This is a genomic window from Paraburkholderia sp. J41 (genome assembly GCF_905220235.1).
Lineage (GTDB): Bacteria > Pseudomonadota > Gammaproteobacteria > Burkholderiales > Burkholderiaceae > Paraburkholderia.
Genome location: NZ_CAJMZE010000015.1, coordinates 116,886 through 140,795, shown reverse-complemented (window position 1 = coordinate 140,795; position 23,910 = coordinate 116,886). Strand labels below are relative to the sequence as shown.

The following is a 23,910-nucleotide window of genomic DNA, read 5'->3' as shown; positions in this document are numbered from 1 at the left end:
GGCACCTGCACTCGCGGCGCGTCCGACGACAGGCTTCAGCATAAACAAGGAATCGCTACGCGATGAGTTATCACGACGAACAGGAATCGATCGAGAGTGTCAAGGCATGGTGGGCGCAGTGGGGTAACGCCACGACGTGGATCGTGCTGATCGTACTGGTCGCGCTCGCGGCATGGAACGGCTGGAACTTCTGGCAGCGCCGTCAGGCCGCCGAGGCGGCGGTGCTCTACGATCAGGTGCAACAGGCCGCCAACGGCAGCGACAAGGCCTTGCTCACGCGCGTCGCGGCCGACATGGAAGACCGTTTCGGCGGCACGGCGTACGCCCAGATGACCGCGCTTTCGGTGGCGAAGGCGCTTTACATGGCGGGCGACTCGGCGGGCGCGAAGGCGCAACTGCAATGGGCCGCCGACCATGCGAAGGACGACGAATTCCGCCAGGTCGCGAAGCTGCGTCTCGCTTCGCTCCTGCTCGACGAAAAGGCTTACGACCAGGGTCTCGCGCTCATTCCGCAGCCTGATTCGGGCCCGTTCAAGGGCGTCGTGGCCGATGGCCGCGGCGATCTGCTCGCGGCGGCGGGCAAGCGCGACGATGCGCGCGCGGCTTACAAGCTCGCGCTCGACAGCTTGCCGAAAAGCGACGCTTCGCAGCGTCAGCTCGTGCAGTTCAAGCTTGACGCGCTGGGCGGCTAACGGGTTGTCCACGTGGTTGCGGCCTGGTTGTCGCCCGGTTTGTCGCCCGTTTGCCGGCAGAGGTACGCCTCGACCGCACGGCAGTGCGAGAGGCGCGATGCTGCGAACTCAATCCAATTATTTTTATTCATGCTTCGTTCTCCGATGAATCTGCTGAAACGAACCGTTGTGCCCGTCGCTTGCGCGATGACCGTCCTGGCTCTCGCAGCCTGCTCATCGACAAAAGACGAGCGCCGCGTGCCGGTGCCGCTGACCGAATTCAAGCCGGCGCTGGACGTCCAGCAGGTCTGGAAGGCGAGCGTCGGCAAGGCCGGCCGCTATCTCTTCTCGCCGGTCGCCGTGGGCGACGCCGTGTACGCCGCGGGCGCGAACGGCTCGGTCGCGAAAATCGACGCGGCCTCGGGCAAGGAAATCTGGAGCATCAAGCTCAAGGACGACATCTCGGCCGGCGTGGGCAGCGACGGCAATCTCACGGCCGTGGGCGGCCTGAAGGGCGACGTCTACGTGCTCGACGCGAACGGCAAGCTCTCGTGGCAAGCCAAGGCGCCGGGAGAAATCATCTCGCCGCCGCTCGTCGGCAACGGTCTCGTGATCGTGCGCACGATCGACGGCCAGGTGGTCGCGTTCAACGGCCAGACCGGCGAGCAGAAGTGGGCGTACCGCAACCGCGCGGTGCCGCTGAACCTGCGCGTTTCGTCGGGCATGACGTTCGCCGGCGATCAGGCCGTGCTCGCGGGCTTCCCCGGCGGCACGTTCGTGGCGATCAACCTGCAAACCGGCGACGCGTTCTGGGAAACGCCCGTTTCGTACCCGAAGGGCGTGACGGAAGTCGAGCGCATCAACGACGTGAGCGGTCCGCCCACGCTGGTCGGCGCAACGACTTGCGCGGTCACCTTCCAGGGGCAGCTTGGCTGTTTCGACGCCAATTCGGGCCGTCCGATGTGGGAAAAGGCGTTTTCGAGCACGAGCGGCATTGCCCAGGATGAATCGACGGTGGTGGGCGGCGACGACTGGTCGGTCGTGAAGGCGTACAACGTCGCCACCGGTGCGCCGGCCTGGACGAACGACAAGCTCAAGAGCCGCGACGTGAGCGTGCCCGCGGTGCTGGGCCACGCCGTGGTGGTGGGCGACTATCAAGGCTACGTGCATTTCCTTTCGCTCGACGACGGCAGCTTTGTCTCGCGCGTCAAGACCGACGGCAGCCCGATCACGGCAGCGCCGGTGCTGGCCGGCAACACGCTCGTCGTGCAAACGAAGGACGGCGACCTTTACGGTCTGCGTCCGCGCTGAACCGGATAAGCCGGATAAGCTGGACAAACCGGCGTTTTCGCGCGCAGGCCGCGATATGCGAAACCTGCGCGCGTCCGATTTGAAAAGGACATGGGCGGAATAACGGCGCCAGCCTGTTCCGCCGTCCGACCCCGAGGCCGGCTCAAGCCGGCCGTGCGCATTCTGAGATGCCGGAATGTGCAAGCCACTTTCGGCCGTTATGCCAACGCGCGCAGGTTCCAGCCGGCGCGCGATCCACTGTTCGGGTTCGCGCCCGCGCACGCCGCCCGCGGCGCGTAGCCCGGTTTTGGCGACCGAATCGTGATAATTTGCAACTGATGCCGCTCTACACGCGTAGGGCGTGCCGCGCAGCGTGCCGGACTTCCCGGCGCCGCGCCTTACCGTAGAAAAAATCAGATGAAACCCGTAATCGCCCTTGTCGGGCGCCCCAATGTGGGGAAATCCACGCTGTTCAACCGGCTCACGCGTTCGCGCGACGCGCTGGTGGCCGACCTGCCCGGCCTCACGCGCGATCGCCACTACGGCGAAGGGCGCGTGGGCGATCGCGCGTATCTCGTGGTCGATACCGGCGGCTTCGAGCCGGTCGCGAAGGACGGCATTCTGCACGAGATGGCGCGCCAGACGCGTCAGGCCGTGGAAGAATCCGACATCGTCGTGTTCATTTGCGACGGCCGCAACGGTCTCGCGCCGCAGGACAAACATATCGCCGATTACCTGCGCAAGACGGGGCGGCCGATTTTCCTCGTCGTGAACAAGGCCGAAGGCATGAAGTACAGCGCCGTCGCCGCCGACTTCTACGAACTCGGCCTCGGCGACCCGCGCGCCATTTCGGCCGCGCACGGCGACGGCGTGACCGAGATGATCAACGAGGCGCTCGAAAAGGCGTATGCCGACCAGCCCGAGGAAAGCGAAGAAGACGCCGCGAAACACGGTATCAAGATCGCCATCGTGGGGCGCCCCAACGTCGGCAAGTCGACGCTCGTCAATACGCTGATCGGCGAGGACCGCGTGATCGCGTTCGACATGCCCGGTACGACGCGCGATTCGATTTACGTGGATTTCGAGCGCAACGGCAAGAAGTACACGCTCATCGACACGGCCGGTTTGCGCCGTCGCGGCAAGGTGTTCGAGGCGATCGAGAAGTTTTCGGTGGTCAAGACGCTACAGTCGATCGCCGACGCCAACGTGGTGATCCTGCTGCTCGACGCACGCCAGGAAGTCTCCGACCAGGACGCGCACATTGCGGGCTTCGTGGTCGAGCAGGGCCGCGCGCTCGTGGTGGGCGTGAACAAGTGGGATGGCCTCGACGAACACGCGCGCGACCAGATCAAGCATCACCTCGCGCGCAAGCTCAAGTTCCTCGATTTCGCGAAATTCCACTTCATTTCGGCGACGGAAAAATTCGGCATTCCCACGCTGATGCGCTCGGTCGACGACGCCTACGCCGCCGCCATGGCCAAGCTGCCGACGCCCAAGCTCACGCGCGCGCTGATCGAGGCGGTGGAGTTCCAGCAGCCGCGCCGTCGCGGCCCGGTGCGCCCGAAGCTGCGATATGCGCACCAGGGGGGACAGAACCCGCCGATTATCGTGATTCACGGCAATGCGCTCGACGCCGTGACCGAAACCTACAAGCGTTATCTGGAAAATCGTTTCCGGGAAACTTTCTCGCTGACGGGCACTCCATTGCGCATAGAGTTTCGTTCGTCGACGAATCCCTATACGGACAAGGATAAAAACTAGAAGGGCGAATAACGTTCGCTGGCGCGCAAAGCGCGCCCGGCCGCGAGGCGTGGGAAGCGCGCGGGGGAACGAGAATCAGCTATAGTGTAGCGATTGGGGTGGATTTCTTTTTCTTCATCCCGATATAAGTTAAACCTGCAAAAAAATACGGAGTTTGCTATGAGCAACAAAGGGCAATTGTTACAAGACCCGTTTCTGAACGCGCTGCGCAAGGAGCACGTGCCTGTTTCGATCTATCTGGTCAACGGCATCAAGCTTCAAGGGAACATTGAATCGTTCGACCAGTACGTCGTGTTGCTCCGTAATACGGTTACGCAAATGGTTTACAAGCACGCCATTTCCACGGTCGTTCCCGCCCGTCCGGTGAATTTCCACCCGGATTCGGAAGCGTCCTGATCCATGACGCGGCCGGCCCGGGGCGCCTCGCAGGCGGTTCCGGTCCGGCCGTTTTCATTTTGAATTCCGCTAATTTGACTAACGCCGCACTTGTCGGCATCGACTTCGGCAAGACCGACTTCGAAGCCAGTCTCGAAGAACTCAGCCTGCTCGCCAAAAGCGCGGGCGCCACGCCTGTCGTCACGCTCACCGGCCGTCGTTCCAGCCCCGATGCCGCCATGTTCATCGGCAGCGGCAAGGCGGAGGAACTGCGTCTCGCCTGTGAGGCGAACGACATCGAAATCGTCATTTTCAATCACGCGCTTTCGCCGGCCCAGCAACGTAATCTGGAGCGTGCGCTGAACCGTCGCGTGGTGGATCGCACGAGCCTCATCCTCGACATTTTCGCGCAGCGCGCCCGCAGCCACGAAGGCAAGTTGCAGGTCGAACTCGCTCAGCTTCAATATCTCGCCACGCGCCTCGTGCGTGCATGGACTCACCTCGAGCGCCAGAAGGGCGGTATCGGGTTGCGCGGTCCCGGCGAAACCCAGCTCGAAACCGACCGCCGGTTGATCGGCGAGCGCATCAAGATGTTGCAGGGCAAGCTCGCGAAGCTTCGCCGTCAGCACGGCACGCAGCGGCGCCAACGCGAACGCACGCGCACGATGTCGGTGTCGCTCGTGGGGTACACGAACGCGGGCAAATCCACGTTGTTCAACGCGCTCACGAAGGCGCAGGCATACGCGGCCGACCAGTTGTTCGCGACGCTCGACACCACCTCGCGGCGCGTATGGCTCGGCGACGAAGTGGGGCAAATCGTGCTGTCCGACACCGTGGGTTTCATCCGCGAGTTGCCGCACCAATTGGTTGCCGCGTTTCGTGCGACGCTTCAGGAAACGGTGCAGGCCGACTTGCTGCTTCACGTCGTGGATGCGTCGAGCGCGGTGCGGCTCGATCAGATCGACCAGGTGAACGGCGTGCTGCACGACATTGGCGCCGACACGATCCGCCAGGTGCTCGTCTTCAACAAGATCGACGCGGTGCCCGAGCTGGCGGCCCGCGGCGGGACGGTCGAGCGGGACGAATATGGTAATATTTCGCGCGTCTTTTTGAGCGCGCGCACGGGCGTCGGACTGGATGCGCTGCGCGCCGCCATCGCCGAAATCGCGACTGCCGAGCCGCTGCCCGAAGCGTCGCAGCCCCTGGCCGCCGACTGGAGCGCGGCACCGCAGGAACCCCGCTGGGAACACGAGCACGAGCGCTGAGGCGCGCTAGACGCGCTTCGCCCGCCCGGCTTGCATGGCCCCAGGCCGGCCCGGCGGATCGAACCGATTCCGCACGCAATTGACCCGCTGTCTACTCTGGTGAACGAACACAGGTGAACGATTACAACAAGCGGATGGGCTGGCAGCGCGCGCGCGCCATTTTCTCGCTGAACGACCCGCGTTGGGGGCGGGGCGAGGGCAATGGCCAGCGCTCCGACGACCCGCGCCGCCCGTCGGGCAATAACGGCAACAAGGGCGGCAATAACGGCGACAACGGTGACGGTCCGCCCGATCTCGACGAAATGTGGCGCGATTTCAACCGCCGCGTCTCGGCGTTCTTCGGCCGCCGCAACAAGGGTCCGGGCGGTTTCGGCCCGCGTCCCGACAACGGGCACGGCGCGCGCATCGGCGTGGGCATCGTGCTCGGCGTGCTGATCGCCATTTACGTCGGCAGCGGCGTGTTCGTCGTGCAGGAAGGCCAGGCCGGCGTCGTGCTCCAGTTCGGCCAGTATCGTCATACCGTCGGCCAGGGCGTGCATTGGCGCATGCCGTATCCGTTCCAGACCCACGAAATCGTCAACGTCGGCCAGATCCGCACGATCGAGATCGGCCGCAGCAATCTCGTGCGTCCCGCGAACGTGAAGGACGCCTCGGTGCTCACGCACGACGGCGACATCATCGACGTGCGCTTCCTCGTGCAATACCAGGTGAAGCAGCCGACCGACTACCTCTTCCGCAGCGTCGATCCCGACCTCACCGTGACTCAGGCCGCGCAGGCGGCGGTGCGCGCGGTGGTGGGCGCGCGCAGCACGAGCGACATGCTCTACGCCGACCGCGAGCCGATCCGCGCGCAACTCGCCGACACCATCCAGCACGCGCTCGATCAGTACAAAACGGGGCTGGGCGTCACGGGCGTGACGATCCAGAGCGTCGCGGCGCCGGACCAGGTGCAGGCCGCTTTCGACGACGAAGCCAAGGCGCATCAGGACCGCGAACGCGCGAAGCGCGACGCGCAAGCCTACGCCGACCAGCTTCTGCCGCACGCGCAGGCCGACGCCGCGCGCCTCGTCGACGACGCCAAGGCGTACAGCGACCGCGCGGTCGCGCAGGCGCAAGGCGACGCGCAGCGTTTCTCGCAGGTCTACGAACAGTACGCGAAAGCGCCGGCCGTGATCCGCGAGCGCATGTATCTGGACACCATGCAGCACATCTATTCGAATACGACCAAGGTGTTCGTCGACAGCAAATCGGGCAACAACGTGATTTATCTGCCGCTCGACAAACTCGTCGACGCCACGCGTCAGCGCGCCGCCGCAGCCGCCGCCGCGGCGGGCGTCGCGAGTGCGCCGTCCGCCACGGCGGCGCCGGCTTCCGGCTCCGGTGCGTCGTCGGCGCCGGCCGCGCCGGCGGCAAGCACCACGGGCGGCGCGGGCAGCGATTCACAGCAAGTCCAGCCGCAGGTTCAGCCGCAGAGCGCGGTGCCCGCGCCCTCGGCCAGCGACGCGGCAGCCGCCGCCAGCGACGCCTTCCGTTCGCGCGACGCGTTCCGCTCGCGCGGCCGCGAAGACGACACGCAATAACGGAGCGCCGACATGAACAAGATCATTGCGCTCGTCGTCGCCGTCGTGGTTCTCGTGCTGGTTGCGTCGTCGGCCGTCTTCATGGTCGATCCGCGCCACGTGGCCATCGTGTCGTCGTCGGGCGGCGCGAAGGCCGCGCTCGCCGGTCCCGGCCTGCACGTGAAGCTGCCGCCGCCGTTCCAGACCGCGACGCTCATCGACACTCGCATCCAGGCGTTCGACGCGCCCGATGCCGACCGCTACACCACGTCGGACAAAACCGAGCTGCTCGTGAATCCGGTCGTGCGTTATCGCATCGGCGAGCCGCTCAAGCTGTTCGCCGCGACCAAGGGCGACGCGCAGACGCTCTCCGACCGGCTCGCCGAACTCACGCGCGACGCGTTGGGCGACGCATTTTCGAAGGTCACGTTGAGCGAAGCGCTGGGCCGGCAGGAAGCCATCGCCAGCAGCGCGCGCGACGCGTTGCGTCAGGCGGCGGCGCCGCTGGGCATCGACGTGGTCGACATCGAACTCACGCGTCTGGACTATCCGCCCGAACTCGCCGATACGGTCTACAAGCGCATGAGCGCCGCGCGCGAGCAGGGCGCCGCCGAGGAGCGCGCGAAGGGCGCGGCCGAGGCGCAGCAGATCAAGGACGACGCCGAGCGCAAGCAGCAAGGCATCGTTGCCGATGCGTACGCCCAGGCGCAGGCGATCAAGGGCGAAGGCGACGGCAAGGCCGCGGCCATCGCGGCGCAGGCATTCGGGCGCGATCCGGACTTCTACCGGTTCTACCAGAGCATGCAGGCGTACCGCGAGAGCTTCAAACCCGGCGACGTGGTCGTCGTCGATTCGTCGAGCGACTTCTTCCGCTACATGCGCAGCCCGAACGGCGACAGTTCGCCCGCGCCGGCCGCGCCTCGCAAACACTAGACAACAAGAGACAAGGCGCCGCGCCTCAAGCGCGGCGCTTCCTTCGCATGGACATAGCCGGCTCCCTCTTGCTCGCGATCGCGCTGATGCTGATTATCGAGGGCATGTTCCCGTTCGTCTTTCCGACCGCGTGGCGCGAGACGTTCCGTAAAATCGCGGAACGGCCGCCGCATCACATCCGTATTGGCGGACTCATCGTGATGGCGCTCGGCCTCGTGCTGCTGATGCTGGCGACCTGAGCGCGAAAGCGCGGCGCCTGCCCGGCCGGATCGCCGGATTTTTTGTTTTTCGGCCCGCGCGGTATTTCACCGCGCGCGGCCTAATCGTCGTAGGACTGTCGTAGGACTCAACCGATGTCGACCTGGTTACTTCCCGAGAACATTGCGGACGTGCTGCCGTCCGAGGCGCGCAAGATCGAAGAGTTGCGCCGCCGGCTGCTGGACCGCTTTCGCACCTACGGCTACGAACTCGTCATGCCGCCGCTGCTCGAATACATCGAGTCGCTGCTGGTGGGCGGCGGGCACGATCTGAACCTGCGCACCTTCAAGCTCGTCGATCAGCTTTCGGGCCGCACGCTCGGCCTGCGCGCCGACATGACGACGCAGGTCGCGCGGATCGACGCGCACCTGCTGAACCGCCAGGGCGTGACGCGCCTGTGCTACGCGGGCAACGTGCTGCATACGCGTCCGCGCGGCCTGCACGCGACGCGCGAGCAGATCCAGATCGGCGCCGAAATCTACGGTCACGCGGGCCTCGAAGCCGACCTCGAAATCCAGCAATTGCTGCTCGACGCGCTGCGCCTCGCGGGCCTCGCGAAAGTGCGGCTCGACCTGTCGCACGCGGGCGTGCTCGCGGCGATCTTCGAAGCCGATCCGAACGCGGCCGCGCTCGGCGACGCATTGTATGAAGCGCTTGCCGGCAAGGACGTGCCGCGCCTCGCCGAACTCACGCAGAGCCTTGCCGAGCCGTCGCGCAATGCCTTGCGCGTGCTGCCCTCGCTCTACGGCGACGCGAACGTGATCGACGAAGCCCGCGTGCGGCTGCCCGCGCTGCCGGGGATCGCGCGCGCGCTCGACGACCTCGCGTTTCTCGTCGGCGAGGTCAAGGGCGCGGAGCTGATGCTCGATCTCGCCGATCTCGGCGGCTATGCGTACCACAGCGGCGTGATGTTCTCGGCTTACGTGGACGGCGTGCCCAACGCCGTGGCGCGCGGCGGCCGTTACGACAAGGTGGGCGAGGCTTACGGCCGCGCCCGCGCGGCCACCGGTTTCTCGCTCGATTTGCGCGAAGTGGCGCGCATTTCGCCGGTCGAAGCCCGCAGCAGCGCGATTCTCGCGCCGTGGCGTCACGACGACACGCTGCGCGCGGCGGTGGCCGCGCTGCGCGATGCGGGCGAAGTCGTGATCCAGGCGCTGCCCGGCCACGAGCACGACATGGAAGAATTCGCGTTCGATCGCGTGCTGGTCGAGCAGGGCGGCGTTTGGGTCGTCGAGACTCGCGCCTGACGTTTTTTGGGTTGTCGCGAAGGCGCCCTCGCAGGCGCTTCGCGGCGCGCATGCCGTTGAGCGCAAAGAGAAATTCCGCGAAGTCCGGGAAAAAAAGGCGGTCTTGCCGCGGAACCCAGGTAAAATACGTTTTTAACCAGCTAACGAAACACCATGTCTGCCAGCGCAGTGAATGTAACCCCGGGGCGTAACGTCGTCGTCGTGGGCACCCAATGGGGCGATGAAGGCAAGGGCAAGATCGTCGACTGGCTGACGGATCACGCGCAAGGCGTGGTGCGTTTCCAGGGCGGTCACAATGCCGGCCATACGCTCATCATCGGCGGCAAGAAAACCATTCTTCGCCTCATTCCCTCGGGCATCATGCGCGCCGGCGTCGCCTGCTACATCGGCAACGGCGTGGTGCTCTCGCCCGAAGCGCTTTTCAAGGAAATCGGCGAGCTGGAAGCAGCGGGCATCGACGTTCAGAAGCGTCTGTTCATCTCCGAAGCCACCACGCTGATCCTCCCGTATCACATCGCCATCGACCAGGCGCGCGAAGCGAAACGCGGCGCCGCGAAGATCGGCACCACGGGCCGCGGCATCGGTCCGGCATACGAAGACAAGGTGGCGCGCCGCGGTCTGCGCGTGCAGGACCTGTTCGAGCCGGAAACCTTCGCGGCGCGTCTGCGCGAAAACCTCGACTATCACAACTTCGTGCTTACGCAGTATCTGGGCGCGCCGGCGGTCGACTATCAGGAAACGCTCGACACCATGCTCTCGTACGCCGAGCGCCTGAAGCCGATGGTCACGGACGTTTCGCGCCGTCTCTACGACGTCAATCACGAAGGCGGCAACCTGCTGTTCGAAGGCGCGCAAGGCACGCTGCTCGACATCGACCACGGCACCTATCCGTTCGTCACGTCGAGCAATTGCGTCGCGGGCGCCGCGTCGGCGGGCGCGGGCGTCGGTCCGCAAAAGCTCAACTACGTGCTGGGCATCACGAAGGCGTATTGCACGCGCGTGGGTTCGGGTCCGTTCCCGAGCGAGCTGTACGATGCCGACAACGCCGACCGCCAGGAGGAAGTGGGCCTCACGCTCGCCAAGGTCGGCAAGGAATTCGGCTCGGTCACGGGCCGTCCGCGCCGCACCGGCTGGCTCGACGCCGCCGCGCTGCGCCGCTCGATCCAGATCAACGGCGTGACGGGCCTGTGCATCACGAAGCTCGACGTGCTCGACGGTCTCGAGGAAGTGAAGCTGTGCGTGGGCTACAAGGTCGCCGGCCAGGACGTGGACATTCTGCCGCGCGGCGCCTCGCAGGTTGCGGCGTGCGAACCGGTCTACGAAACCTTCGAAGGCTGGAACGAAAGCACCATCGGCATCACGCAATGGGACGCGCTGCCGCAGAGCGCGCAGGCTTATCTCGCGCGCGTGCAGGAAGTCGCCGGCGTGCCGATCGACATGGTTTCGACCGGCCCGGATCGCGACGAAACGATCCTGCTGCGTCACCCGTTCAAGGTTTAAGGTCGTAAGAAGGTAGAAGCAAAGATGATTCAAATGACGGACCCGCGCAACGACGAGAAAAACCTGTGGGTCGGCTGGGACGAATATCACCGGCTGATCGAACTGCTCGCGCTGAAGGTGCATGAATCGCGTTGGAAATTCGACCAGATTCTGTGCCTCGCGCGCGGCGGGCTGCGCGTGGGCGACCAGCTCTCGCGCATCTACGATCTGCCGCTCGCGATTCTCGCGACCAGCTCGTATCGCGAAGCGGCCGGCACGGAGCAGGGCGAACTTGACATCGCGCAATACATCACGATGACGCGCGGTCATCTGGAAGGCAACGTGCTGCTCGTCGACGACCTCGTCGATTCGGGTGTCACCCTCGCGCGCGTGCAGGAGCATCTGAGGGAGCGTTATCCGGCCGTGACCGGCGTGCGCTCGGCGGTGCTCTGGTACAAGGGCTGCTCGAAAGTGACGCCGGACTATTTCGTCCAGCATCTGCCGACGAACCCGTGGATTCATCAGCCGTTCGAGGAATGGGACACGGTGCGACCGCACAACCTCGGTGCGTGGATCAAGCGCGGTTTGCAGCAGGCGCAGGACGCGCAGAAGTAATTTGCCGTAATACCGTAATGTTGGACGCCGCGTCGTGCGCGGCATCCACATCGCAGACGGAGCCCTCGTGGCTCCGTTTTTTTTTGCCGCCGCGTGGCGCAAGGCCCGCGCCGGCGCGGGTGTTCCGCGTTGCCGCGCAGGCGGGCAGACGGCATTGGGGGGCGATGCTAAACTGCGCGGGGACAAGGTATGTGGCAGTGCGGCGACTACGGCTCGGAATCTTGCGCCGCCCGGTTTAGAATAGCGCTCGTTTTTTCCGCCTCAAACGGATTACTGCGTATATGACAACTAACACACACGAGGCCAAACAGCCGCTACCGTCTCTTGCCGTAGCGGCCATCGGCGTGGTGTTTGGCGACATCGGCACGAGCCCGCTGTATTCGCTTAAGGAGGCGTTCAGCCCTTCGCACGGCATTCCGCTCAACGATACGTCCATTCTCGGCGTGATCTCGCTGCTGTTCTGGGCGATCGTGATCGTCGTGAGCATCAAGTACGTGCTGTTCGTGATGCGCGCCGACAACAACGGCGAAGGCGGCGTGCTCGCGCTCATGGCGCTCGCCATGCGCTCCTTCAACCGCAAGAGCAAGGCGGTGGCGGTGCTCACGGCGCTCGGCATCTTCGGGGCGTGCATGTTCTATGGCGATGCCGTGATTACGCCGGCCATCTCGGTGATGTCGGCGGTGGAAGGTCTGGAGATCGCCGCGCCCAAGCTCTCGCACCTCGTGCTGCCGCTCACGATGGTGATTCTCGTGCTGCTGTTCTGGATCCAGCGCCACGGCACGGCGCTCGTGGGCCGACTGTTCGGGCCGATCATGGTGCTGTGGTTCGTGACCATCGCTGCGCTGGGCGTTTCGCACATCGTGCAATCGCCGGCCATCATCAAGGCGCTCAATCCGTATTACGCGTTCAGTTTCATGGGCGCGCACCTGCTGCAAGCCTACGTCGTGCTCGGCTCCGTCGTGCTGGTGCTGACCGGCGCGGAAGCGCTCTACGCCGACATGGGCCACTTCGGCGCGAAACCCATTCGCTGCGCGTGGTACACGCTCGTGATGCCGTCGCTCGTGCTCAACTACTTCGGGCAAGGCGCGCTGCTGATGCAGAACCATCGCGCGATCGAAAACCCGTTCTTCCTGCTGGCGCCCGAGTGGGCGCTGCTGCCGCTCGTGGTGCTTTCCACGGTCGCCACGGTGATCGCTTCGCAAGCCGTGATTTCGGGCGCGTATTCGCTCACGAGTCAGGCCATTCTGCTCGGGTATGTGCCGCGCATGAAGGTGCTGCACACGTCCGATCTCGCCATCGGCCAGATCTACGTGCCGGTCGTGAACTGGATGCTGCTGTTCATCATCTTGTGCATCGTGGTGGCGTTCAAGAGTTCGGACAACCTGGCGGCCGCGTACGGTATTGCCGTGACCGCGACGATGGTGATCACCACCGTGCTGGTGAGCGTGGTGATGGTCAAGGTGTGGAAGTGGAACAGGGGGCTCGTCGCCTGCATCATCGCGGTGTTGCTGGCCGTCGATCTGGGCTTTTTCGGCGCGAATCTGCTCAAGGTCGAAGAGGGCGGCTGGCTGCCGCTCGGCATCGGCGCGCTGCTGTTCTTCCTGCTGATGACGTGGTTCAAGGGCCGCATGATCGTGAAGGATCGCACGGCCGCCGACGGCATTCCGCTCATGCCGTTCCTGCAAGGGCTGCTCGCGCATCCGCCGCATCGCGTTTCGGGCACGGCGATCTACCTCACGGGCAGCGAAACGCTCGTGCCGGTGAGCCTGCTGCACAACCTCAAGCACAACAAGGTGCTGCACGAGCGCACGATTTTTCTCACGTTCCTGATTCGCGACATTCCTTATGTGTCGAATGCGGAGCGCGTGACGGTGAAGGACATCGGCGGCGGGCTCTATCTGGCGAAAGCCGATTACGGCTTCAACGAAACCCCCGACGTGCAGGCCGTGCTCGAGGAAATCGGCCGCCAGCACAACATGACCTTCGAGATGATGGACACGTCGTTCTTTCTCGCGCGCGAAACCGTGGTGCCGACGCAGTTGCCGGGCATGTCGATCTTCCGCGAGCGCGTGTTCGCGTGGATGCATCAGAACGCCGCGAAGCCCACGGACTTCTTTAGCATTCCTGCTAATCGCGTGGTCGAACTGGGCACGAAGATCGAGATCTGATCGACGCGTTTCGCGAAACGACAAAAAAGGCGCCGAGGCGCCTTTTTTTGTTGGCTGTTGCGTGCGCGGCGCAAGGGAACGAAGCGGCTCGGTCATGCCGCTTCGTTCCTCTTAGCGCTGTTTGAGTTTCGCGAACGCGGCAGCCATCGCGCCGGCCGGTTCGGCTTCACGCGAACGCTGGCCGCCGCCCCCGCCGCCCCGATTGTCGCGATTGTCACGAGCGTCGCGATTTCCGCCGCGCGAATCACGCGAATCGCGCGAATCCCGGCCAGCGCCTGCCGCCGCGCCGCCGCGCGACGCGCCGCTGCTCGCGGGATCGTCGTCGAGACGCATGGTGAGCGCGATGCGCTGCCGTTTCACGTCGACGTCGAGCACCTTCACCTTGACGACCTGGCCGGCCTTCACGACTTCGTGCGGGTCCTTGATGAATTTCGTCGACATGGCCGAGACGTGTACGAGGCCGTCCTGATGCACGCCCACGTCGATGAACGCGCCGAACGCGGCCACGTTGGTCACGACGCCTTCGAGCAGCATGCCGGGCACGAGGTCCGACACCTTCTCCACGCCGTCGCGGAACGTCGCCGTCTTGAACTCGGGGCGCGGGTCGCGGCCTGGCTTTTCCAGCTCGCTCAGAATGTCGCGCACCGTCGGCAGACCAAAACGATCGTCGACGAATTCGGTCGGCGAGAGCCCCGAGAGCGCTTCGCGGCTGCCCAGCACGTCGCCGATCGAACGCTTGATCTTCGCGAGCATGCGCTCGACCACGGGATACGCTTCCGGGTGTACGGAGGAGCGATCGAGCGGATTCTCGCCGCCGTTGATGCGCAGGAAGCCGGCGGCCTGCTCGAAGGTTTTGTCGCCGAGACGCGGCACTTTCTTGAGGTGCTCGCGCGACGGGAACGGGCCGTTTGCATCGCGATAATCGACGATATTGCGCGCGAGCGTCGCGTTCAGGCCCGACACGCGCGCGAGCAGCGCGACCGATGCCGTGTTCGCATCCACGCCCACGGCGTTCACGCAGTCTTCGACCACGGCGTCGAGCGAGCGCGCGAGTTCGCGCTGGTTCACGTCATGCTGATACTGACCGACGCCGATCGCCTTGGGCTCGATCTTCACGAGTTCGGCGAGCGGATCTTGCAGGCGGCGCGCGATGGACACCGCGCCGCGCAGCGAAACGTCCAGTTCCGGGAATTCCTTCGCGGCCAGTTCGGACGCCGAATACACCGACGCGCCCGCTTCGGAGACGACGATCTTTTGGAGCTTGAGTTCGGGATGCTTCGACATCAGCTCGCTCGCGAGCTTGTCGGTTTCGCGCGAAGCCGTGCCGTTGCCGATGCTGACGAGTTCCGCCTGGGTTTGCGCGGCGATGCGCGCGAGTTTCGCGATCGAGCCGTCCCAGTCGCGGCGCGGTTCGTGCGGATAGATCGTGTCGGTCGCGAGCAGCTTGCCCGTGCGATCGACCACGGCCACCTTCACGCCCGTGCGCAAACCCGGATCGAGGCCGATCACGGCCTTCGGGCCGGCCGGCGCGGCCAGCAGCAGATCCTTGAGATTGCGCGCGAACACGCGGATCGCCTCGGTTTCGGCCTGCTCGCGCAGGTTCGTGAGCAGTTCGTTTTCGATGTGCGGCTGCACCTTCACGCGCCAGCACCAGCGGCACACGTCGGAGAGCCATTTGTCGGCCGGCCGGCCCTGGTTCGCAATGCCGAAGTGACGCGCGATCAGCGCTTCGCCGGGATGCGGCACCTGCGCGTCCTGCTCGCCGCCGAGACCGAGCTTGACCATCAGCACGCCGGCGTTGCGGCCGCGAAAGAGGGCGAGCGCGCGATGCGAGGGCACCGTCTTGATGGTTTCGGCGTAATCGTAGTAGTCGCGGAACTTCTCGCCTTCCTCGTTTTCCTTGCCTTCCACCACGCTCGACATCACCACGCCCTGGTTGTGCATCCAGTCGCGCAGCTTGCCCAGCAGTTCGGCTGTTTCGCCGAATTGCTCGGAGAGAATGTCGCGCGCGCCGTCGAGCGCCGCCTTCACGTCCGCGACGCCCTTTTCTGCGTCGACGTATTGCGCGGCTTCCGTCTGCGGGTCGAGCAGCGGATTGGCGAGCAGCGCGTCGGCGAGCGGCTGGAGGCCCGCTTCGCGCGCGATCTGCGCGCGCGTGCGGCGCTTGGGCTTGTAGGGCAGATAGAGATCTTCCAGCACCTGCTTGCTGTCGGCGGCCTCGATGGCGCCGCGCAATTCGTCGGTGAGCTTGCCTTGCTCCTCGATGCTCGCGAGGATGGTGGCGCGGCGATCTTCGAGTTCGCGCAGATAAAGCAGACGCTCTTCCAGCGTGCGCAGTTGCGTATCGTCGAGATTGCCCGTGACTTCCTTGCGGTAACGGGCGATGAACGGAACAGTGGCGCCTTCGTCGAGAAGCTGAACGGCGGCGGCCACCTGGCGCGGCTGCACGGTCAGTTCGGTGGCGATACGCTGGACGATCTTGAGTGCTACGGTTTCCGTCATAGGGTCTGGGTATTCCTGCGAGGATCGGTTTGCGGTCCGGTTTGCGTCCGATGGCCGTATGGAGGATGGCCGCATGGAGGAGGGCGCGGGGCCGCACAGGCCGCGCACGGCACGCGCCGCGCGTTTCCGGCGCTTTTTATGCGCCCGCCGGGCTTCGCCGCCGGCCGGTGGAGCGGGGCATTTTGCCATAAATGGCCAAGCGCTCAACCCACGGGGTGTTAGAATTTCGGCCATGTTCCGCTGACCCCAGAAGACGTTGACGACCTCCCGCCGCTTCCCTGATTTGCCCCTTGCCCGGTTCGAAGCGCGCTTTGGCGCCGCATGGCGGACCACCGCCCTCGGGGCGATTTGCGCCGTCGCGTTGACCGTGGGCGCGAGCGTTCCGGCCCTCGCGCAGGCGGTTCCGGCCGAAGCCGCATCGGATGCGCTCGCCGCCTCCGGCGTGGCCGCCGCGCCGCTAGACGCCTCGGAGAGCGCCGCGCAGCAAGAAGGCTTCGCGGCGCGCCAGAAGGTACTGGACCGTCGCAGCGAGGAGAACAACTACCGCTACGGCGTCGCGCAGCACGACTGCTACAGCACGTTCTTCGTGAATCACTGTCTGGGCAAGGCGCGCGACCAGATGCGCGTGGTGCAGACCGATATCCGCCGCGAACAGCTCGCGCTCGACGACGAGCAACGCGCCGTGCATGCGCAGCAGCGCGATCAGCAGGCCGCGTTGCAGCGTGCGCAGGACGAGGCGAATGCGCCGCAGCGCGCCGCGAACGAGGCGGCCAGCGCGAAGCAGTTCGAGGACAAGCAGCGCCAGCATGCGCTCGATCAGGCACAGCGCCAGGCCGAGGCGCCGCAGCGCGCGGCGAACGAGCAGGCTTACGAGGACAAGCAGCGTCAGCATGCGCTGGCTCAGGCGCAGCGCGAGGGCGAACAGCCGCAGCGTGCCGCGAATCAGGCTGCTTACGACCAGAAGCAGGCGAATTTCCAGAAGCAGCTCGATCAGGCTCGCGCGCAGGGTGCGCAGAAGGCGCAGGAACGCGAACAGAAGGCCGAGCGCTTCCAGCAGAAGCAGGAAGACGCCGCCAAGCACAAGGCCGACGTGGAAGCGCGCCAGCAACAGGCCGCCCAGAAAGCCCAGCAACAGAAGCAGCAGCAACAAGCGCAACAACAGCAACAACAGCAGCAACTCAAGCAGCAGCAACAGCAGCAGCAAGGCCAGTAACACGAGTCACACGTTTTTTAGCCGGACAGCAACCTCAGGCGCGCCGTCCTCAGCCGGACGCGCGCCACCTTAGTCGAGGAGGCGAGCATGCGCGAGCAACGTGCAGTCAAGGCCGAGGTCCTTCGTGACCGCATTCTGCAACTGGAATCGGAACACGGCGACCTGGATCGCTTGATAGACCGGATGTCCGGCACCGCGGACTACGACGACCTCGAATTGCAGCGGCTGAAAAAGCGCAAGCTCAAGGTCAAGGACAACATCATCCTGCTGCAATTGCAGTTGGACCCCGATTCAACGAAGACTTCGGACGGGCACGCCTGATCCCGGTCCCGGCAAGCGCCGGGCTGCGGCGATCGACGCGAGCGCCCGCCCGGAACGAGCAGGAACCGCTTGCCTTGAATTCAACGACCGTCTCCCGTTCCCGGCCCGCGCGCGAAAGCGGCGCGCCGGAAGCCGGCGCACGCGCGACGCAAACGGTCGCGGCGCCCGCATTGAGTGCGCGCCGCGCCGCCGAACTCCAGGAACTGTTTGCCGCCGATGGCCTGCTCGCGCGCAGGATCGAAGGCTACCGCCCGCGTGCCGCGCAGATCGAAATGTCGAGCGCCGTCGCCGCCGCGATGGAAGCTTCCGCGCAGGCGCAGCCCGACCCCGCGATGTTCGAATTGCAGGCGCGGCCCGCACGCCGGCTCGAACGTGGCGCGCCGCTCGCGCAGGCGGGTGCGGAAGACGCCGCGCGCGCCGCGTCCGAAGCGGGCGACAACACGCTGATCGTCGAAGCGGGCACGGGCACCGGCAAGACCTATGCATATCTCGTCCCGGCCATGCTGTGGGGCGGCAAGGTGGTCGTTTCCACGGGCACGAAGCATTTGCAGGATCAGCTTTTCGCGCGCGACATTCCCACGGTGCGCGACGCGCTCGCCGTGCCGGTGAGCGTGGCGATGCTCAAGGGCCGTTCGAATTACCTGTGCCATTACTACCTGCAACGCACGGCCGACAACGGCCGCCTGCCGTCGCGCCAGGACACGGCGTATCTACAGGAAATCGTGCGCTTTGCAAAGATCACGCGCTCCGGCGACAAGGCCGAACTCGCGAGCGTGCCGGAAACGGCGGCCGTCTGGTCGATGGTCACGTCCACGCGCGACAACTGTCTGGGTCAGGACTGCCCGCACTATAAGGACTGCTTCGTGATGCAGGCGCGCCGCGAGGCGCAGCAGGCCGACATCGTCGTGGTGAATCACCATCTGTTCTTCGCCGACATCATGCTGCGCGACACCGGCATGGCCGAATTGCTGCCGAGCGCGAACACCATCATTTTCGACGAAGCGCATCAGTTGCCCGAAACGGCCACGCTGTTCTTCGGCGAAACGCTTTCGACTACGCAGTTTCTGGAGCTTGCGCGCGATTGCGTTGCCGAAGGCTTGAGCCATGCGCGCGACGCGGTCGAGTGGGTCAAGCTCGCGGCCGGGCTCGAGCGCGCCGCGCGCGACGTGCGCCTGGCGTTCAAGGAAGATTCGCTGCGCGTCGCGATCACGCAATTGCCCGAGAATCATCCGCTGTTCGACGCGCTGGACGCGTTGCAAACGGAGCTTGGCACGCTCGCCACGGCGCTTGCCGGGCAGGCCGAGCGCGCGGAGTCGCTGGGCGCGTGCCTGCGTCGCGCACGCGAACTGCAAGGCGTGCTCGCGGGCTGGACCGTGCCCGCCGAGGCGCCCGCACCGCGCGATGGGCGCAAGCCCGAGGCGCAGGAAGGCGAAACGGCGGACCCGGTTCGCGACGCCGAGGAAAAGGTGCGCTGGGTCGAAGTGTTCTCGCATACGGTGCAGTTGCACGAGACGCCGCTTTCCGTCGCGCCGATCTTCGCGAAGCAGCGCGCCGGCGTGCCGCGCACGTGGATTTTCACGTCGGCGACGCTCTCGGTGAAGGGCGACTTCACGCACTACGCGGCGCAAATGGGCCTCAGCTCGCGCCGCTCGATGACGCTGCCGAGCCCCTTCGACTATCCGCAGCAAGGGCTGCTCTACGTGCCGCGCAACATGCCGCAGCCGTCGTCGCCGCAATTCACGGATGCTGTGTTCGACGCGGCATTGCCGGCTATCGAGGCATCGGGCGGCGGCGTGTTCATGCTATGCACGACGTTGCGCGCCGTGGACCGCATCGCCGCGAAGTTGCGCGACACGATCGAGGCGCGCGGCTGGAATACGCCGCTGCTCGTGCAAGGCGACGCGAGCCGCACGGAGCTGCTGGAACGGTTTCGCGCTTACGGCAACGCGATTCTCGTGGGCAGCCAGAGCTTTTGGGAAGGCGTGGATGTGCGCGGTGACGCGCTCTCGCTCGTCGTCATCGACAAGCTGCCGTTCGCGCCGCCCGACGACCCGGTGCTTGCCGCGCGGCTCGATGCGCTCACGAAGAAAGGGCTGAGCCCGTTCGCGGTTCATCAGTTGCCGCAAGCGGTCATTACGCTCAAGCAGGGCGCGGGGCGGCTGATTCGCGCGGAAACCGATCGCGGCGTGCTGATGATCTGCGACACGCGCCTCGTCGATAAACCGTACGGCCGACGCATCTGGCAGAGCTTGCCGCCGTTCAAGCGCACACGTGAAATCGAGGTGGTGCAGGCGTTTTTCGAGGATAAGGAAGCGCAGGAGCAGGGCGTACAGGACGCATGATGCGCGATGCATAACATGCGCGCTTGCATGCGCCGCTCGACGCATGGCTTGATAAACCGTCACAAAATGAAGCGCCGAAAAACAAAAAAGCCACGAACCTGAGTTCGTGGCTTTTTTGCTTGCCCGCCGCGCGTATGGCGATAATGCCCGACTACGCGGCGGTCCGCCTCGATGCTCGCCGGACCCGAAGATCCGGACGAGCCTCGTGCGAACGCAGCTTACTGGCTTGCGCCCGATGCCGGAGCAGCAGCGCCAGCGTCCGAAGCGGCAGCGCCAGCGTCCGAAGCAGCCGTCGAAGCCGAAGCAGCAGCGTCGCTCGCAGCAGCAGCAGCGCCCGAAGCAGCAGCTGCGGAATCCGAAGCGGCAGCAGCCGGTGCCGAAGCAGCGGTCGCATCGCTAGCCGGCGCAGCAGCTTGGTCGCTGCTCTTGTTGCACGCAGCCAGTGCAACAGCTGCCAGCAGGGATGCTACGAGGAGGGATTTCTTCATGATCACGTCCTTTTATGGTTAAAGGTAAGCAACAGCGCAAAATAAAACCGGTAATGTGCCCCAACACCGACCTTGAGCCGCTGGTGGAGACGCACAGCAAGAGCGTGAATCTTCCCTACGGCCTGGGCGGAAATTATAGGCACTTTCGTATCGACCGTCGACAATCCGGGGACAATACGTTGTCTTTCTCATACAAGCACTATATTAGTACGGTAAACAGTCCGAAGCGCTTAGGCAAGCCCTCCGGCCCGTATCCAGCCCGCACGATACCACTCGTGTAGCAACGCTGTCACACACGAATCGTGTGAGAGTGTTACAAAGCGTTTCCCGTCCAGAAAGCGGTTGTCGGCCAATACCGGGAGCCACTTTCCCGCTTCCTTGAGCAAGTACTGTTCCCCGTTCAGGTAATACGAGCGCGAATCGTAAAGCAGGATCGTCTTGCGGTCGAGTGTTATCCCCTTTTTCGAAGCTTGTGCAACGAAACGCCGCTCATCGAGCGGTTTTTCAGGGGCATCGAACACGACATTCGATTTCGGTTCCGAAAGGTACGAACCCACGAACGCGGACACGTCCGCGCTGCTCCAGCGCACTTTAGCAAGCACGCCGGCAACCCGCTCCACGAGCGCCGGGGGCAACTTCGCCGGATGCGTCACGGCGGGCTGGTCGGGGTCGCGATAGAGCGTGTTCTTGCCGCCGGAGGAGTCGTCGCCGCGGCGCTCGGCGAGCCAGTAGAGAAACTGGCTCGTCAGTTCGTTCGTGGAAGGCGAGCGAAAGCCGATCGAGCAGGTCATGCATTCGCCTTCGGCCACGCCGTCGTGCGCGATGTGCGGCGGCAGATAGAGCATGTCGCCGGGTTCGAGCACCCACTCTTCCTCGGGCTCGAAGTTCGCGAGGATCTTCAGCGGCAGCCCCTCTTCCAGCGAGAGATCGCGTTGCGCGCCGATGCGCCAGCGGCGCTTGCCGTGAACCTGCAACAGGAACACGTCATACGAATCGAAGTGCGGGCCGACGCCGCCGCCATCGGTCGCGTAGGAAATCATCAGGTCGTCGAGGCGCGCGTCGGGGGCGAAGCGAAAGCGTTCGAGCAAGGCGCGCGCGTGATCGTCGTGCAGGTCGGCGCCTTGCACGAGCAGCGTCCACTGACGCGTTTTGGGCGTGGGCAACTCGTCGGGCGCGAACGGGCCATGCTCGAGCGTCCAGCGGCGGCGGAAATGCGTGATGAGGCGCGATTCGACGTCGTCGCTGTCGGCCAGCGCGAACAGTTCGTCGCGCGAGAGCGGCGCTTCGATGCCGGGAATCGCCTGGCGGATCAGGAGCGGCTTTTTCTGCCAATATTTCTGCATGAACTGCGCCGGCGTGATACCGCCTAACAGCGGTGTCGGGACATTCGGCGCAGGGCATGCCGGGGAGACGGAGGCGCGCCGCTTGCGCGCATCCACCGGGTGGTCTGGGGACCGCTTCGGCATCGTATAATGTGGTCTGTAATCTGGAGGATCGAATGAAAATCGCAAAGGACACCGTCGTTTCGGTCGCGTACAAGCTATCGGATGCACAGGGCAATCTGATCGAGGAAAGCGACGAGCCGATGGTCTATCTGCACGGCGGCTATGATGGCACGTTCCCCAAGATCGAGGAAGTGCTGGACGGCAAGGAGCCGGGCTTCGAGACCCAGATCCAGCTTGAGCCGCAGGACGCTTTCGGGGAGTACGATTCCGACCTCGTGAAGATCGAGCCGCGCACCCGCTTTCCCGAGCCGCTCGAAGTGGGCATGCAGTTCGAAGGCACGCCCGAGGAAGGGGACGAGGATCTCGACACGCTCATCTATACCGTCACCGACGTTGCCGAAGACAAGGTCGTGCTCGACGGCAACCACCCGCTCGCGGGCATGGCGCTGCGCTTCCAGTTGACGGTCAAGGAAGTGCGCGAGGCGACCGAAGACGAAATCGAGCACGAGCACGCGCACGGTGCCGACGGCCTTGAAGTTGTCGACGAAGACGAAGAAGACGGCGACGACGAAGACGCGAAGCCTACGCTGCACTGATCGAGGCCGCTGCCACAGCCGGGCAGCGCCAACCAGCCATCAGCGGCGATCAATCAATATGAGCCGCCCGACGCGGGAGCGACGGGCGGCTCTCCTGTATTTATGCCTGCGCCGTTTGTGCCGCTTGTGCCATTCATGCCATTCGCGCCGTTTGCGCCATTCGCATTGCTCCCGCCGTTCTGAACGCCGGACGATGGCCAGCGCGGCATGACAACGCCATTGCCGGCAGGCGGCGCCACCGACGACGAAGCCGTGCCCGGCGCGGGTGCGGGCGTGACGTCGGGCGCTTGCGGCATGCCGGGAATTTCGGTGACGTCGGGCATCGACGATACTTCCGGCATCTCCGGCACGGCCGGCGACGAAGCCGAGCCCGGCATGAGCCCTGGCGGCTGCGGCGGCAGCAGCGGCAAATGCTTCGGCACGTCGCGCACGCTCACGCGCAGCGGCGTGCTGCGCACCATGTCGGCGTCGACCTCAAGCCATTGCGTTTGCGGCTCGTGGAGCGAAAACGCGATGCGCGTGACGTTTTCTATCTTCACGCCCTTTTCCGTGCGTAACGGCTGGTCGATGGCAAAGCCGCGCGGAAGCTTCGTGTCGTCGGCGTTCACGAGAACGACAGGGCCGCGAAATGCCTGCGCGAGCTTCACGAGGCTGCGACGCAATTCGGCGTAACCGTCGCGCGGCGCACGCCGGAACCGCAGCCACGCGAAGTGATCGGTGCGATCGTAGTGCTCGGGCAATGCGTTGCCCTGCATAAAGATGACGATGGCGCGCGCATTGCGGCGCTTTGCGTACTCGGCCGCGTGTTCTAGCCAGAAACCATTGGCGATCACGCGATCTTCGAACTCGCCATTGCGCCCGCCTGCATTGAGATAGTGATTGTTGCCGTCGGGCACGTTCAGCGCGAGAAACACGGTATCGCCGAGCTGCCAGCGCACATTTTCACGATAAGGCCGGAAGCGCGAGACTTCGCTTTCGCGGGTCAGCGTGAGCGGGTTCTGGCCGAGCGAATTCGAATCGGCGAAAAAATTCTGACGCAGGAAATCGAGGCGTTCGACGGGATCGTAAGCGCCCGAGCCGTTTGTGCCGCAACTGACCCAATCGCGTTCGCCGGGCACGAAAATGAGCGGCGGCCGCGAGGCGTCGAGCATCGCATGGCGGCGATCGTAGACGTGATCGGCGCAGAGTTCGCGCGCGCCCTTGAGGTTGCCGTCGTAGACGACAAACGAGATTTGCGGGTCGCGGCCGATCGCGTCGATCAATCGTTGCGCCGTGGCTTCCTCGGCGGGGGCCGTGACCGCGTTGGCGATGACGGCGAACGCGTAGCGCGGCGACTGCGCATACGCGAGCGTCGCGGACGACGCGAGCCATAGCGCGCTCAT

Annotated in this window: 20 protein-coding genes; 16 read left to right on the top strand and 4 right to left on the bottom strand. The window is 65.0% G+C overall.

What is annotated here, in order from left to right:
- Positions 1 to 62: 62 nt before the first annotated feature.
- The 12 genes from U5805_RS17655 to U5805_RS17600 all read left to right on the top strand — a co-directional run bounded on the left by U5805_RS17655 (position 63) and on the right by U5805_RS17600 (position 13,621).
- Positions 63 to 692, top strand: a complete 630-nt coding sequence (locus U5805_RS17655) for a tetratricopeptide repeat protein (RefSeq protein WP_322104777.1) — start codon at positions 63 to 65, stop codon at positions 690 to 692.
- Positions 693 to 836: 144 nt separating this feature from the next.
- Positions 837 to 1,982 (top strand): outer membrane protein assembly factor BamB, encoded by a 1,146-nt coding sequence (bamB, locus tag U5805_RS17650; protein ID WP_322104776.1) that lies wholly within the window; start codon positions 837 to 839, stop codon positions 1,980 to 1,982.
- Between the two features lie 396 nt (positions 1,983 to 2,378).
- A complete protein-coding gene (gene der / locus U5805_RS17645; RefSeq protein ID WP_322104775.1) occupies positions 2,379 to 3,722 on the top strand; it encodes a ribosome biogenesis GTPase Der in 1,344 nt (447 codons plus the stop codon).
- Between the two features lie 159 nt (positions 3,723 to 3,881).
- Entirely contained in the window at positions 3,882 to 4,118 is a 237-nt protein-coding gene (hfq, locus tag U5805_RS17640; RefSeq protein WP_027814901.1) for an RNA chaperone Hfq, read from the top strand.
- Between the two features lie 74 nt (positions 4,119 to 4,192).
- Positions 4,193 to 5,362 (top strand): GTPase HflX, encoded by a 1,170-nt coding sequence (hflX, locus tag U5805_RS17635; RefSeq protein WP_415914623.1) that lies wholly within the window; start codon positions 4,193 to 4,195, stop codon positions 5,360 to 5,362.
- A gap of 113 nt (positions 5,363 to 5,475) precedes the next feature.
- Complete coding sequence (hflK, locus tag U5805_RS17630) at positions 5,476 to 6,942, top strand: FtsH protease activity modulator HflK (RefSeq protein ID WP_322104773.1); 1,467 nt, start codon at positions 5,476 to 5,478, stop codon at positions 6,940 to 6,942.
- Positions 6,943 to 6,954: 12 nt separating this feature from the next.
- Positions 6,955 to 7,854 (top strand): protease modulator HflC, encoded by a 900-nt coding sequence (locus U5805_RS17625; protein WP_322104772.1) that lies wholly within the window; start codon positions 6,955 to 6,957, stop codon positions 7,852 to 7,854.
- Positions 7,855 to 7,901: 47 nt separating this feature from the next.
- Positions 7,902 to 8,093, top strand: coding sequence for a DUF2065 domain-containing protein (locus U5805_RS17620; protein ID WP_322104771.1), 192 nt, complete (start codon positions 7,902 to 7,904; stop codon positions 8,091 to 8,093).
- A 114-nt stretch (positions 8,094 to 8,207) separates the two neighbouring features.
- Positions 8,208 to 9,359, top strand: a complete 1,152-nt coding sequence (locus U5805_RS17615; RefSeq protein WP_322104770.1) for an ATP phosphoribosyltransferase regulatory subunit — start codon at positions 8,208 to 8,210, stop codon at positions 9,357 to 9,359.
- Between the two features lie 153 nt (positions 9,360 to 9,512).
- Positions 9,513 to 10,859, top strand: a complete 1,347-nt coding sequence (locus tag U5805_RS17610) for an adenylosuccinate synthase (protein WP_322104769.1) — start codon at positions 9,513 to 9,515, stop codon at positions 10,857 to 10,859.
- Between the two features lie 24 nt (positions 10,860 to 10,883).
- On the top strand, positions 10,884 to 11,453 hold the full coding sequence (locus tag U5805_RS17605) for a phosphoribosyltransferase (protein WP_322104768.1): 570 nt from the start codon (positions 10,884 to 10,886) through the stop codon (positions 11,451 to 11,453).
- 281 nt (positions 11,454 to 11,734) lie between these two features.
- Positions 11,735 to 13,621: a potassium transporter Kup gene (locus U5805_RS17600; protein WP_322104767.1), complete on the top strand. Its 1,887-nt coding sequence runs from the start codon at positions 11,735 to 11,737 to the stop codon at positions 13,619 to 13,621.
- A 111-nt stretch (positions 13,622 to 13,732) separates the two neighbouring features.
- Here U5805_RS17600 and U5805_RS17595 read toward each other — a convergent pair whose 3' ends face one another.
- Positions 13,733 to 16,123, bottom strand: coding sequence for a Tex family protein (locus U5805_RS17595; protein ID WP_322104766.1), 2,391 nt, complete (start codon positions 16,121 to 16,123; stop codon positions 13,733 to 13,735).
- A gap of 256 nt (positions 16,124 to 16,379) precedes the next feature.
- Here U5805_RS17595 and U5805_RS17590 point away from each other — a divergent pair, with 256 nt between their 5' ends.
- From U5805_RS17590 to U5805_RS17580, 3 genes are all read left to right on the top strand, one after another.
- The gene (locus tag U5805_RS17590; protein ID WP_415914622.1) at positions 16,380 to 17,336 is read left to right on the top strand and encodes a hypothetical protein; all 957 of its coding nucleotides are present in this window, start codon (positions 16,380 to 16,382) and stop codon (positions 17,334 to 17,336) included.
- 87 nt (positions 17,337 to 17,423) lie between these two features.
- Positions 17,424 to 17,657 (top strand): DUF465 domain-containing protein, encoded by a 234-nt coding sequence (locus tag U5805_RS17585; RefSeq protein ID WP_322104764.1) that lies wholly within the window; start codon positions 17,424 to 17,426, stop codon positions 17,655 to 17,657.
- Positions 17,658 to 17,731: 74 nt separating this feature from the next.
- On the top strand, positions 17,732 to 19,999 hold the full coding sequence (locus U5805_RS17580) for an ATP-dependent DNA helicase (protein WP_322104763.1): 2,268 nt from the start codon (positions 17,732 to 17,734) through the stop codon (positions 19,997 to 19,999).
- 218 nt (positions 20,000 to 20,217) lie between these two features.
- Here U5805_RS17580 and U5805_RS17575 read toward each other — a convergent pair whose 3' ends face one another.
- A complete protein-coding gene (locus U5805_RS17575) occupies positions 20,218 to 20,487 on the bottom strand; it encodes a hypothetical protein (protein WP_322104762.1) in 270 nt (89 codons plus the stop codon).
- 230 nt (positions 20,488 to 20,717) lie between these two features.
- The gene (locus tag U5805_RS17570; RefSeq protein WP_322104761.1) at positions 20,718 to 21,953 is read right to left on the bottom strand and encodes a cupin domain-containing protein; all 1,236 of its coding nucleotides are present in this window, start codon (positions 21,951 to 21,953) and stop codon (positions 20,718 to 20,720) included.
- A 32-nt stretch (positions 21,954 to 21,985) separates the two neighbouring features.
- On the opposite strand from U5805_RS17570, the gene U5805_RS17565 reads away from it, so the two are divergent.
- A complete protein-coding gene (locus U5805_RS17565; protein ID WP_322104760.1) occupies positions 21,986 to 22,528 on the top strand; it encodes a peptidylprolyl isomerase in 543 nt (180 codons plus the stop codon).
- 53 nt (positions 22,529 to 22,581) lie between these two features.
- Here U5805_RS17565 and U5805_RS17560 read toward each other — a convergent pair whose 3' ends face one another.
- Positions 22,582 to 23,910 carry a hypothetical protein gene (locus U5805_RS17560; RefSeq protein ID WP_322104759.1) on the bottom strand — a complete coding sequence of 443 codons (1,329 nt, stop codon included), beginning with the start codon at positions 23,908 to 23,910 and terminating at the stop codon, positions 22,582 to 22,584.